Here is an 11,817-nt window from a genome sequence, read left to right on the forward strand (position 1 = left end):
GGTTGAGGTGTACATCACACACACCTCATCCCGACTCGGTGGAACTTTCTCCCACCCGACGCTCAAGGGGACGGCACTGTGATCAGCGACCCCGGTGGTGAGGCCGAGCCGTACTCGCTCGTGCGCCGACAGCGCGAACTCGCGTCGTTGTACGCGACCGCCAAGTCACTCACCGCGCTGGGCGAGATCGACGAGGTGCTCCAGTCGATCGTGCACCACGCACACGACCTGATCAGTACGGACTTCACCTACCTCTCGCTGGTGGGCCCGGACGGCAAGCTGTCGGCCAGAGCATCGGAAGGAACGATCTCCGCCTCGTTCCTCGCCGCCTGCATACCGGCCCATGTGGGGCTCGGTGGCAAGGTGCTGGCGTCCCGGAGCCCGCACTGGGTGCGCGACTACGTCTCCACGACCAGCATCGACCACGATCCGAACTTCGACCGCCTGGTCGACGCCGAGGGACTCGTCGCGCTGCTCGGTGTGCCCCTGGTCGTACGGGGTGAAGCAGTGGGCGCCCTGTTCGCCGCGGACCGCTCCGAACGGTCCTTCCAGGCGGACGAGATCGCGCTGCTCAGCGCCTTCGCCGATCACGCCGCGGTCGCCCTCGACAACGCCCGTCTCTACGAGGCGAGCCGGACCGCCCTGCAGGAACTGCGGGGCGCGTACCGGAAGATAGAGGAGCACGTGGCCGTCATGGAGCGGGCGCAGGCGATCCACGAAGCACTGACCGGTGCCGTGTTGCAGGGCGGGACACCCGGCGACATCGCTCAGCTTCTCGCCGATCAGCTGGGCGGAAGCGTGACCCTCCTCGACCGGACCGGTGCTGTGGTCGTTCGCCGGACCTCGGCGTCGGCTCTGTGCCGGATCCCGACGAAACTCGACCTGTCCGACGCCGTCGAGAAGGCACGCCGATCGGGCCGCTGCATCACTTTGGTCGACACCGCCAAAATCGCCCACAGGGTGGCGTCGATCCAGGCGGGCGACAGCCATCTCGGCGCACTCGCGTGGAGCAGGGAAGAAGCCGCCGACCAGGCCGCCCCGCATGACACGGACCTGCGCACCCTGGAGCGAGCCACCCACATCCTGGGACTGCTCATCCTCAAGGAGCGGGCCGTCGCCGAGGCCAGCGAGCGAGTGAGCGGAGAACTCCTGACCGAGCTCATGGTCGGCAGTCCCGGCATGAGCCCCGCTCAGCGCGCCCGTTGCCAAGCACGCGCCATCGATGCCGACCGCCTCGACCTGGTCCTCGTAGCGGACTCCCCCACGGTGACGCCGACCGACCTCTCCCGCCATCTGCACGACATCGCACGCGACCGCTCGGGACTGGCCGGCGAACACCTGGGCAGGGCCACGATGATCCTGCACAGCGTGGACGACGACCGGACCGTCAAGGAGGTCCATCAGCAACTGCGCCGCACCCTGGCATGCCCCGTCGTCGTCCTCGCAGAACGGGTGGTCCACCACGACTGGGCGCGCGCCTTCTCTCGGGCCAGTCGCTGCGGCGCCGTGGCACGAGCCATCGGCCACACCGACCTGGGCGCCACAACCGGCCGGTACGCCCTCTACGCCCTCGTCTTCGACGCAGAACGGGTCCACGAGCTCGACCGTTTCATCTCCGACTCCATAGGCCCGCTCCTGGACTACGACGAGCGACATGGCACTCATCTCGTCGACACACTCAGCGCGTACTACGACCACCACGCCAACGTGGCGGCGACCGCCCGAGCGTTGTACGTGCACGTCAACACGCTGCTCAAGCGCTTGGACCGTGCCAGCAGCGTCCTCGACCTCGACTGGCGACACGAGTACGACCTGGAACTGCGACTCGGACTACGGCTGCACCAGCTCCGAGCCACCGCAACCGTCCCGTCGCAGCCTGAGACGCGTCGCCCCACGAGCTGAGCCGGTCCGATCCCGGCAGGCCGGTGCCGGGGCTCAACCGATACGCGCCGACTCACGCAGGCTGCTCTTGGACAGCTTGCCGGTGCCCGTTTTGGGCAGTGAGGTCATGAAGACGATGTCGTCGGGCAGCCACCACTTGGCGACCATGGGCGTGATGTGCCGCAGGAGCTCTTCAGCCGTGTGGTCACTGCCGTCGCGCAGCACGACGTAGGCGACGGGGCGCTCCGTCCACCGCGGGTCCGGGCGGGCGATGACGGCGACTTCGGCGACGTCCGGGTGCGAGGCGATGGCGGCTTCGAGCTCCACGGAGGAGATCCACTCGCCTCCGGACTTGATCAGGTCCTTGATCCGGTCCACCAGGCGCAGATAGCCATCGGCGTCGATGGTGGCCAGATCGCCGGTGCGCAGCCACCCGTCGTCGGTGAAGCTGTCGTCCGCGCCCCGCCGGAAGTACCCGCTCGCCACCCACGGTCCCGACACCTGCAACTCGCCGACGGCATGGCCGTCCCGCGGCAGCGCGCGGCCTGTCTCGACGTCGACGATCCGCACGTTCACCAGCGGCAGCGGCTGGCCCTGGGCGGCTCGCACGGCCACCTGCTCCTCCTCGGTCGCCCCCCGGTGCTGGGTGCGTGTACCGCCGATGGCCCCGACGGGGCTGACCTCGGTCATCCCCCAGGAATGGGTGATGGGTACGCCGGTCGCGGCACGATAGGTCTCGGAGAGCGACGGAGGAACGGCGGAGCCGCCGCCGAGCAGGAAACGTGTGGCGCTCAGGTCGTGGTTCCGCAACCGCGGAACCAGGCTCGACCACACCGTGGGCACGGCACCGGCGACGCTCACCCGCTCGGCCTCCATCAATTGCAGCAGGTGCACCGGATCCGCGGAGTGACCGGGAAGGGTCAAGGAGGCACCTGCCATCAACGCTCCATACGGCAGGCCCCAGGCGTTGGCGTGGAAGAACGGCACGATCGGCATGACGACATCGCTCTCGCTGAGACCGATGAGACCTGCCGCCAGCGTGCCGAGACAGTGCAGGACCGTCGAACGGTGGCTGTAGAGCACGCCCTTGGGCCGTCCGGTCGTGCCCGACGTGTAGCACAGCCCGGAGGCCAGGTTCTCGTCCGCCGACGCGAACGCGTCCTCGAACGAGCCTGCGAACGGATTGGCCCGCAAGAGCAGTTCGTCGTAATCCAGGATGCGGGGGTCCGCCGGAATCGGATGATCACTGCCGTCGGGCAGCACCACCCAGTGCCGCACGCGGGGCATCCGGTCGGCGCTCGGCCAGATCCGTGGAAGGAGCCGGCGGTCGACGAACACCACGTCGTCCTCGGCGTGGTTGACGATGTACTCGAGGTGTTCCGAGGAGAGCCGGATGTTCACGGTGTGCAGGACCCGCTTGGTGGCCGGCACGGCGAGATAGAGCTCGAGGTGGCGTCGGTTGTTGCAGGCGAACGTGGCGACACGGGCGCCGACGGGGACGTCGAGGAGGTCCAGTCCGGTTGCGAGACGCCGAACGCGGTGAACCACCTCGGCATAGGTGTGCCTGTCTGCGCCGGCCGTGGTGACGCACTTGTGCGCGTACAGCCGTTCGGCTCGCTCCACGATGTGGGCGATGGTGAGCGGGCGCGGCTGCATCAGGCCGTCCATGGCGTCGGCTGCACCGGCCGACCTCAGCACGGGCGGCCACCTGTGACGCGCAGGGTCCGGCCGAGAGCGACGACGATGCCTGCAACCGGCCTGCCCGGGGTGGCGCCCGGATCGTGTACGCCGATGCCGCAGCCGACTCCCGTGAGGGCCGCCGTGGGGGACTGATCAGGCATGGGTCTCTTCTCCTTTCGGTCGGCGAGTCCGCCCCACCGGGCGGACACGGGATCGAGGGATGCGCGACGGATCTGGCGACGGGCCGGCACGCGAACAGCGCCTCGGCCGGCCCCACTCGGACAGGACTCCGGGCACCGCAGATGTGATCCGTGTTCGTGAGCGTCTTCGCCGTGCAGTCTCCGCTGCGTACCGCACACGTCACCCTAGATGCGGTTCTGACTCCAGGAGAGGTGAGAACCTCCCACTCATACGCCTGCTCCGGCGGCGGTTCCATACACTGCGCGCCGACATCGTCGGCGGTGTCCGGCTACCGGGGGCTGTCCACGGCGAGCATGGCGGCTCCCAGGGTGATCACATGCTCGACCAGTTCCTGTCGGCTCGTCAGATGCGTTTGCCCTAGGGACAGTTGGGCTTCCCAGTCGGCGAGGGCGTGCGTGAAGAAGCCGACCAGCAGCAGGAAGCGCTGGCGACGCAGGGGTTCCGGAAGGTGGTGCAGATTGCGCAGGATGCGCTGCTCGGTCTTGACCGCTCCGCTGGTCCACGGGGTGCCCGGACGGTATCCGACCGCGTCGGCCAGTTGGGGATCGATGGCTGTCTGGGCGAGGAAGCGCGCGTACCAGCTCGGCCGCCCCGGCTCGCCGAGGAGCTCGGCCAGTGGCAGTACCAGCGCCTCCACCAGTGTGCGCGCATCCATTCCGCGTCCGGCCGCATCGGCTTCTGCGAGCATTCGCTCCCGGAGTGTGTTGGCCGGGGTCATGCGATGCTCGAACACCGCCGACAAGAGACCCGTCTTTGATCCGAAGTGGTAGCGCACGGCGCCGGTGTTGCGCTGCCCTGCGGCAGCGCCGATCTCCCGTAGGGAGACGCCGTTCACCCCGCGCTCCGCGTACAGCCGCTCGGCGCACTCGATGATGGCAAGGCGGGTTCCGTCGGCGCGAGGTGCCGGGGCCGGACGGGATCGGCGTTCCGGAGTGGACGAGGTCATAGGGGGATTATCGCCGCCCCCGTATGCCGCCAGGGATCCCCTCCGAGCTCGGGCACAGGGACACAAACTTGCAATATTGCGTACATGGACCCCTTCTGACCCACGTGGGTTAATCGCTTTCGGGGCAGTCACCACCCCCCGTCCACCCACGAAAGCAGGCATCCGTCGATGACCTCTCCCACCGACTCCCGGATCCGGCAACTGGGCATCCTCGCCGTACTCGTCCTGCTCACAGAGACGGCTCCGCTGGAGGTGAGCCTGGTCTACCCGGCAGCCAGGTCCCTCGCGCAGTCTTTCGGCAGCGCAGGTGCCGACGCCGTCACCGGCACGGTGAGCCTGGCCGCCGTGGTGTGCATCCCCCTGCTGGGGCGCATCGCCGATGTGGTGGGCAAGAAGCGGGTGCTGCTGTACTCGGGGGCGCTGTTCGCGAGCGGGTCGCTGTTGTGCGCGGTGGCCGCATCGCTGCCGCTGCTGTTGCTCGGCCGGGTCCTGCAGGGCGCCGTAGGCGGTGCACTGGCGGTTGCCTACGCGATGGTCCGCGATGCACTTCCCCGCCATCGGGTGCCGGTCGCGCTGGGCATCGTTTCCAGTGGGATCGGAATCAGCGGGATCACCGCGCCCTTCCTCGGTGGCGCGCTGGTCGACCGTTACGGCTATCACGGCGTGTTCTGGTTCCTGTTCCTGCTGAGCGCGCTGGTTCTGCCGCTTGCGGCGGTAGTACTTCCCGGCGACCAGCGTCCGAACGACGCGTCCGCGCCGGAACGCCCGCGACTTGATGTTCCCGGAGCGCTCCTGCTCGGCCTGGCCGCCGCGGCACTGGTGTCGGGCATCAGCGCTGGCGTGCGCTCGGGCTGGTCCTCGCCCGGCTTCCTGGCGGCCCTTCCCTCCGCGGCACTCCTGGCCATCGGCTTCTGGCGACGTGAACGGTCCAGGCCCGACCCCGCCATCGACCTCGGCCTGCTCACCGCTCCGGCGGTGCGGGGCACGCTGCTTCCGGCCGTACTCACCACGGCCTGCACGTCCGCCGTCGCCTACCTGCTGGCCCAGCTCCTGCAGACCCCGCGCCATGCCGGACTCGGCTACGCCTTCGGGCTGACCGCACTGGCCGCGGCTGGCTGGACCTTCACTCTGGGACTCGGTTCACTCGCCGGCGGCCCCATCGGCGGGTACCTGGCCAGGCGCAGCGGCCCTCGCAGCACGGCGCTGACGGCGCAGGCACTGGTCACGGTCGGGGCGTTCGGCTTCGCCGCACTGCCCGGGCAGCGCGGTGCCATCCTGCTGATCAGCCTGGTGTTCGGTCTGGGCATCGGGCTCGCCTACGTATCCTTCGCCAACCTCATCACCGAGGCCGTGCCCGACGAACGAGCCGCCACCGGAACGGCCTTGCTCGCGGTCGCCAACCAGCTCGGGGCGGCAACCGGGGCATCGGTCCTGGCCTCGGTACGCACCCTGTACCCGGTCGGTCCCACCGGAACGCTCTTCGCGGGCAGCGGCTACCGCCTGGCCTTCATCTGCGCCGCGGCCGCCGCGCTGCTCGCCCTGCTGACCACCTGGCGCATGCGACACGGCCGCGCCCCGGCAACCGGCGGTGCCGCCACCCGTCGTACCGACCTGCCCGCAGCCGTGGCTGCGGGCACCAAATCCACCATCACCAAGGAGATGATCTGACATGACCTCTCGGACCGGACAACTCGAGACGCCCGCATTCGCCCGCTCCGCCCGAGCACTACGTCCGACCACGGTCGGACGGGAGTCCCGTCCGGACAGCACCGGCGGACCGTACCGGCACCTTGCCCTGGTTCCGCAATCCCGGCTGATCGGCGCCGAGGTTCGCGGCATCGACCTCGCCGAGGATCTCGTTCCCGAAGTGCTCGCCGAACTCAAGCGCGCACTGCTGGAATGGAAGGTGCTGTTCTTCCGCGGGCAGAAACTCACCGCCCGTGAGCACGCCGCCGTGGCCCGGCACTGGGGCGAACTCGAAGACCATCCCTTCCTGCCCAAGGCCGAGATCCCCGAGGTGGTCCGCCTCGAACACGACGCGACGCATCCCGGAACCGAGAACATCTGGCACAGCGACGTCAGCTTCAGTCCCAATCCGCCGCTGGGTTCCATGCTGCGCGCTGTCACGGTGCCCGGACTCGGCGGAGACACATTGTGGGCCGACATGTACGCGGCCTACGAGGGACTTCCCGCAGAAGTCCGCGGATACATCGACGGGCTGACCGCGCTCCACGAGATTCCGACGGTGCCTGCGGAAGCCGGGGGCGAGGTGGCGAAGAACATGCGCGCGGCACGCGCCCGACTCCAACCGGTGGAGCACCCCGTGGTGCGCACTCATCCCGAAACCGGCCGCAAACTCCTCTACGTCAACGCGGTGTTCACCACCGCCATCGTCGGTCTGACACCGAGCGAGAGCCAGGACCTGCTCGACCTGCTGTTCCGCCAGGCGGCGCATCCCGAGTACCAGGTCCGCTTCCACTGGGAACCGGGCTCGGTCGCTTTCTGGGACAACCGAGCCACCCAGCACTACGCGGTGAGCGACTACTTCCCCGACTCGCGGCTGATGGAACGAGTCACGGTCATCGGCGACCGCCCGTACTGAGCATGGGGCCGCTGCCAGATCTGCCCTGACCTGCGGCGCAGACAAATAACGGTCCCCCCTCCCTCTAGCTGCCGACGGGCGAGCGCGAATCGAGTGGCGCCGGCTCTGGTGCCAGCGCTCGCCTACGGGCTGGCCATTTTTGGACGATTCCGGAAGGTTTGTAACGCCCACAACCCTGGCGCGAGACCTCTGCGCGCTCTATAGTGAACGTTACATACACCACATGATCGGTCAAATTTGGTCCAAGCCCGGGCCCACGCCTCGGCGGTCTGAGGAACGAGAGGCTCCGCGATGTCCCCGACCATGATCCTTACGAAACCCCGGCAAGATTTCGAGATCGCAATCGCTCCAGATCTCGTTCACGTCCCCCAGGCCCGAAACGCCGCATTCGCGATCATGAAGCTTTGGGATATAGAGGATTCCCTGGCGGATGACATGCGGCTGGTTGTGTCAGAACTGGTGTCGAACGCGATCGAGCATGGTTACGGCCGGGTCGGTCTGCGCATCACAGAGACGGCCGACGAAGTAAAGATCGAAGTCTCTGACTCCAATCCGGCACCTGCCCGAGTGCGTTGCGCTCATGAGGAGGAGCTGAGGGGACGGGGTCTCATGATCGTCGCAAGTCTTGCGGACAGCTGGGGCGTGAGTGAGGACGGCTACTGCACCTGGGCGGCATTCCTGACCGGGAAGCAATAACGCGAAACAGCATCTGCCGACCCGCGCTCCGTTGGAGAAGTGCGGCGGAACAAACGCCGCCAATGCGATGCACTGCGGGGCCTTGACGTATTCCGGGCCCGCGTTCTCGGTGCAGCCAGCGCTGTACCCGCCTTGGTCGGCCCCGGTCTGCGTCGCTCCTCCAGATCCTGACCTTGATCCCGTAGATCCCGCTGTCCTCATGTTCCTGCCGGACGATCGCGCAGATCATGCCAGAGGAACGGGCCAGAAGTGCCGTCCCGCGAAAAACGATCTTCATGGGGATGACTCCCTGACAGGGCTTTCGGCACCCATGCCCGACGCCTTCGGCGAACCGGAGACGCCTTCGGAACATGGCGAGACCGGTTGCCGATGCGCTGGCCCCCGTCGTCCCGATCGGTTCGCGGACCTGGCTCGATGCCGCCGGAACTCACTGCCTGGCCTCTGCGTGCCGTTCCGGCAATCGGTGCGCTGATCAGCGCACCGATTTCGACCCTGGGCGCCACAGAGGATGCTTGAGCTTCGCCCACATGGGGTCGACCATGCCGGTGCGTAGGCCGGCGCGTGCCTCCGGGTCCGCCATGGCCATGCCGACGTGTCCGGCCAGGACAATGCCGGCGGTCAGGGCTAGCCAGTCGTGGACGAAGGTTGCGCTGGTCCGCCACCTGATCGGCGTGAGATGGGTGAACCACATGATCAGGCCCGTGGCCAGCATCACCAGCGACGCCCCGGCGATCCAGGCCGCGTAGATCTTTTGCCCGGCGTTGAATTTGGCCGCCGGCCGGGACGAGTAGCGCTTGTCGCGGCGCAAGGCCGCCCGCAGCCACACCTTGTCGTGCGGCCCGAAGCGGTTCAGATGCCCGAGGTCCGCACGGAAGTGGCGGGAGAACAGGCCGATGAGCACCGGCACGGGCAGGGCGAGCCCGGCCCACTCATGGATGCGGACCACCAGGTTCCGCCGTCCGACCATCTCTGCGAGGACCGGGATGTAGAGGAAGGATGCCGTCACCACGCAGACGCCCATCAAGAGGGCTGTCATGCGGTGCACCCAGCGCTGCGCGGGCCCGAACCGCCGGACTGCGGCGGCCTGCGGGCTGTGCGCCTCAGCTCGTGGGGTCATCGTCACGCCCGTTCGATCGGCCGACCCAGGCGTCGATGTCATACCCGAGGCGCTCCCAGTAGCCTGGGCGCACGTCCTCGGTGACAGTGATCCCCGACAGCCACTTGGCGGACTTGTAGAAGTACATCGGCGCCACGTACAGGCGGACCGGGCCGCCGTGGGAGTGGCCGATGTCCTTGTCCTGCATGCGCAGAGCCACCAAGACATCAGAGCGACGCGCTTGGTCGAGGGTGAGGCTTTCGGAGTAGGCGCCGTCGAAGCACGTGAAGCGCACCGCCCCGGCCTTGGCGTGCACGCCCGCGGCATCCAGCAGGCGGGACAGCCGTACGCCCTCGAAGGGGGTCTCCGGCACCCGCCAGCCGGTGACGCACTGGACGTCCCTGACCATCCGGGTCTGGGGCAGTGCGCGCAGGTCGTCCAGTGTGTAGGTCTTCGGACGGTCGACCAGTCCCCCGATCTCGAGGGTGTAGTTCGTCGCGTCCTTGCGCGGCACCGAAGAGGTCACCGAGTAGTAGCGGAAGCCGCCGCCGTTGGGCAGCAGACCGGTCAAGCCGGATGGGTCGAGCTGTGATGCACTGCCCAGAAACGCTTCGGTACCGCGTTGCAGACTTGGTGCGGCATAGACGCCCAACGCCCCGAGGCCGAGGGTGCCGAGAAAGACGCGTCTGCCCACGGGAGCGCCTCGCTTCTCGGGTCGTTCAGAGTTCACGTACTCATCTCCTATGAGTTCGCTGTACCGCCGAGGTCTCCCTGTAAGGGGGCTTCTTGCTCGTGTCCGAGCATCGGTTGCCGGGTTCACCAGGTCTCCATGAAGCCGACGCCTGGGCGGAAGGCGTCAGAACCCCATCATGAGATAGAACATTCTGTCATGTAAGAATGACGACGACTCGCGGACTTGTCAATACAGAACGTTCTACCTTTACGATGCCCGAGCGCCATCCGGCCGAAGCGCCCCGTCGCTCACCAGAAGTGACCTCCGCCCGCTCGACGCACATCCTGGCGCTCCGCAGCGAGGGCCGGCACAGCTCCTCGAAAGGAACCACAGGCATGACATCAGCTGCCGACGCCGCGTCGGCTCCCGCAAGAGCGGGAACGCCAGGAACGGTCGAGCCGAGCCGCTACTCCCACCGCGAGATCATGGTGATCCTTTCGGGCCTGCTCCTGGGTATGTTCCTGGCCGCGCTGGACCAGACCGTGGTCTCCACCGCCATCTACAAGATCGGCGAGAGCCTGCATGGCCTCACCGCGCAGGCGTGGGTCACCACGGCGTTCCTGATCACCTCGACCATCGCGACGCCGCTCTACGGGAAGCTGTCCGACCAGTACGGGCGCAAGCCGTTCTTCATGTTCGCGATTTCCGTGTTCGTGGTCGGCTCGACACTGTGCACGCTCTCCACGTCCATGTACATGCTCGCCGCGTTCCGAGCCGTCCAGGGTATCGGCGCCGGTGGCTTGTTCTCACTGGCGCTCGCCATCATCGGTGACATCATCCCGCCGCGTGAACGTGCCAAGTATCAGGGCTACTTCATGGCCGTTTTCGGTACGTCCAGCGTGCTCGGCCCGGTCATCGGCGGCGCACTCGCCGGTGCGGGCACGGTCGCAGGCATCGACGGCTGGCGCTGGATCTTCCTGATCAACGTGCCGATCGGCATCGCTGCCCTGATCGTCGTAGCCAAGGTGCTCCACCTCGACCACCAGCGCCGCGATCAGAAGATCGACTACCTGGGCGCGCTTGCGCTGATCACCACGTTGGTCCCTCTGCTCGTGGTCGCCGAGCAGGGGCGTGAGTGGGGCTGGGGTTCAGGCCGCTCGCTGGCCTCGTACATCACCGGCGCCGTCGGCGTGGTGCTGTTCCTGCTGGCCGAGCGCCGCGCAGGCGACGATGCGCTGCTGCCTCTGCGGCTCTTCCGCAACCGGATGTTCGCGATCGGCACCGCCCAGTCGTTCATCATCGGTATCGGGATGTTCGGCGGCATCACCCTGCTGCCGCTCTACCTCCAACTGGTCAAGGGCAACTCCCCCACCAAAGCGGGGCTCCTGACGCTGCCGCTGGTGCTCGGCATCATGCTGCTGTCACTCGTCTCAGGCCAGATCACCTCTCGCACCGGGCGTTACAAAGCCTTTCCGGTGATCGGCTGTGTTCTCCTGGTGTCGGGTCTGCTGATGTTGTGGAAGGTGTCAGCCGACAGCGGTCTGTTGTACATCGACATCTCGATGTTCGTCGTCGGCGCCGGGCTCGGCCTGAACCTGCAGACCATCGTGCTGGCGATGCAGAACGCGGTCTCCGCCAGGGACATCGGAGTCGCCACGTCCTCCACTACCTTCTTCCGGCAGATGGGCGGCACCATCGGCGTCGCCATCTTCTTGTCCATCGTCTACTCGCTGGTCTCCGACAAGATCGCAAGTGCCTTCGCGGCCGCGCAGCACACCACAGCCTTCGAGAAGGCGGCGGCCGCCCACCCGGACCAGTTGAAGATCCTGAGCGACACCAACACGGACGCACTCAACGACACGTCCTTCCTGTCGAAGCTCGACTCGACCCTGGCCCACCCTTTCAAGGTCGGCTTCACCGACTCGATCTCGGTGGCTTTCCTGGTGGGCGCGGTGGTCCTCGTCGTCGCGCTGCTGCTCTCCTTGCTGATCAAGGAGGTCCCGCTGCGAACCCACGCAGCCGCGTTCGACAAAGCCGAGTAG

Annotated in this window: 10 protein-coding genes; 5 read left to right on the top strand and 5 right to left on the bottom strand. The window is 67.4% G+C overall.

Features of this window, described 5'->3' with window-relative positions; translation table 11 throughout:
- Nucleotides 1-78 precede the first annotated feature (78 nt).
- Nucleotides 79-1,902, top strand: coding sequence for a GAF domain-containing protein (locus tag M2163_RS03630; protein WP_280893085.1), 1,824 nt, complete (start codon nt 79-81; stop codon nt 1,900-1,902).
- A 33-nt stretch (nt 1,903-1,935) separates the two neighbouring features.
- Here M2163_RS03630 and M2163_RS03635 read toward each other — a convergent pair whose 3' ends face one another.
- The 3 genes from M2163_RS03635 to M2163_RS03645 form a co-directional block, all read right to left on the bottom strand.
- A complete protein-coding gene (locus M2163_RS03635; protein ID WP_280893086.1) occupies nt 1,936-3,579 on the bottom strand; it encodes a long-chain fatty acid--CoA ligase in 1,644 nt (547 codons plus the stop codon).
- Nucleotides 3,573-3,722, bottom strand: a complete 150-nt coding sequence (locus M2163_RS03640; protein WP_280854516.1) for a hypothetical protein — start codon at nt 3,720-3,722, stop codon at nt 3,573-3,575. Before M2163_RS03640 ends, M2163_RS03635 begins: the two co-directional genes overlap by 7 nt.
- A gap of 308 nt (nt 3,723-4,030) precedes the next feature.
- Nucleotides 4,031-4,708, bottom strand: coding sequence for a TetR/AcrR family transcriptional regulator (locus M2163_RS03645; protein ID WP_280854515.1), 678 nt, complete (start codon nt 4,706-4,708; stop codon nt 4,031-4,033).
- 168 nt (nt 4,709-4,876) lie between these two features.
- Here M2163_RS03645 and M2163_RS03650 point away from each other — a divergent pair, with 168 nt between their 5' ends.
- From M2163_RS03650 to M2163_RS03660, 3 genes are all read left to right on the top strand, one after another.
- Nucleotides 4,877-6,376, top strand: a complete 1,500-nt coding sequence (locus tag M2163_RS03650) for an MFS transporter (RefSeq protein WP_280893087.1) — start codon at nt 4,877-4,879, stop codon at nt 6,374-6,376.
- A 1-nt stretch (nt 6,377) separates the two neighbouring features.
- On the top strand, nt 6,378-7,310 hold the full coding sequence (locus tag M2163_RS03655) for a TauD/TfdA family dioxygenase (protein WP_280854513.1): 933 nt from the start codon (nt 6,378-6,380) through the stop codon (nt 7,308-7,310).
- Nucleotides 7,311-7,601: 291 nt separating this feature from the next.
- On the top strand, nt 7,602-8,006 hold the full coding sequence (locus M2163_RS03660) for an ATP-binding protein (protein WP_280854512.1): 405 nt from the start codon (nt 7,602-7,604) through the stop codon (nt 8,004-8,006).
- Nucleotides 8,007-8,478: 472 nt separating this feature from the next.
- Here M2163_RS03660 and M2163_RS03665 read toward each other — a convergent pair whose 3' ends face one another.
- Together M2163_RS03665 and M2163_RS03670 are read right to left on the bottom strand one after the other, a co-directional pair.
- Nucleotides 8,479-9,123, bottom strand: a complete 645-nt coding sequence (locus tag M2163_RS03665) for a cytochrome b/b6 domain-containing protein (RefSeq protein ID WP_280854511.1) — start codon at nt 9,121-9,123, stop codon at nt 8,479-8,481.
- Nucleotides 9,107-9,832, bottom strand: coding sequence for a molybdopterin-dependent oxidoreductase (locus tag M2163_RS03670; protein ID WP_280854510.1), 726 nt, complete (start codon nt 9,830-9,832; stop codon nt 9,107-9,109). Before M2163_RS03670 ends, M2163_RS03665 begins: the two co-directional genes overlap by 17 nt.
- Nucleotides 9,833-10,170: 338 nt before the next feature.
- Between M2163_RS03670 and M2163_RS03675 the strand changes: the two genes are divergently transcribed.
- Nucleotides 10,171-11,817, top strand: coding sequence for an MDR family MFS transporter (locus tag M2163_RS03675; protein ID WP_348541000.1), 1,647 nt, complete (start codon nt 10,171-10,173; stop codon nt 11,815-11,817).

Origin of the sequence: Streptomyces sp. SAI-135 (assembly GCF_029893805.1) — a bacterium.
Classification (GTDB): Bacteria; Actinomycetota; Actinomycetes; order Streptomycetales; family Streptomycetaceae; genus Streptomyces.

What these genes read in the sequence shown, in the direction of transcription:
- M2163_RS03640 (WP_280854516.1), bottom strand. Translation starts at nt 3,722, where the DNA reads ATGCCTGATCAGTCCCCCACGGCGGCCCTCACGGGAGTCGGCTGCGGC.
- M2163_RS03645 (WP_280854515.1), bottom strand. Translation starts at nt 4,708, where the DNA reads ATGACCTCGTCCACTCCGGAACGCCGATCCCGTCCGGCCCCGGCACCT.
- M2163_RS03650 (WP_280893087.1), top strand. Translation starts at nt 4,877, where the DNA reads ATGACCTCTCCCACCGACTCCCGGATCCGGCAACTGGGCATCCTCGCC.
- M2163_RS03655 (WP_280854513.1), top strand. Translation starts at nt 6,378, where the DNA reads ATGACCTCTCGGACCGGACAACTCGAGACGCCCGCATTCGCCCGCTCC.
- M2163_RS03660 (WP_280854512.1), top strand. Translation starts at nt 7,602, where the DNA reads ATGTCCCCGACCATGATCCTTACGAAACCCCGGCAAGATTTCGAGATC.
- M2163_RS03665 (WP_280854511.1), bottom strand. Translation starts at nt 9,123, where the DNA reads ATGACCCCACGAGCTGAGGCGCACAGCCCGCAGGCCGCCGCAGTCCGG.
- M2163_RS03675 (WP_348541000.1), top strand. Translation starts at nt 10,171, where the DNA reads ATGACATCAGCTGCCGACGCCGCGTCGGCTCCCGCAAGAGCGGGAACG.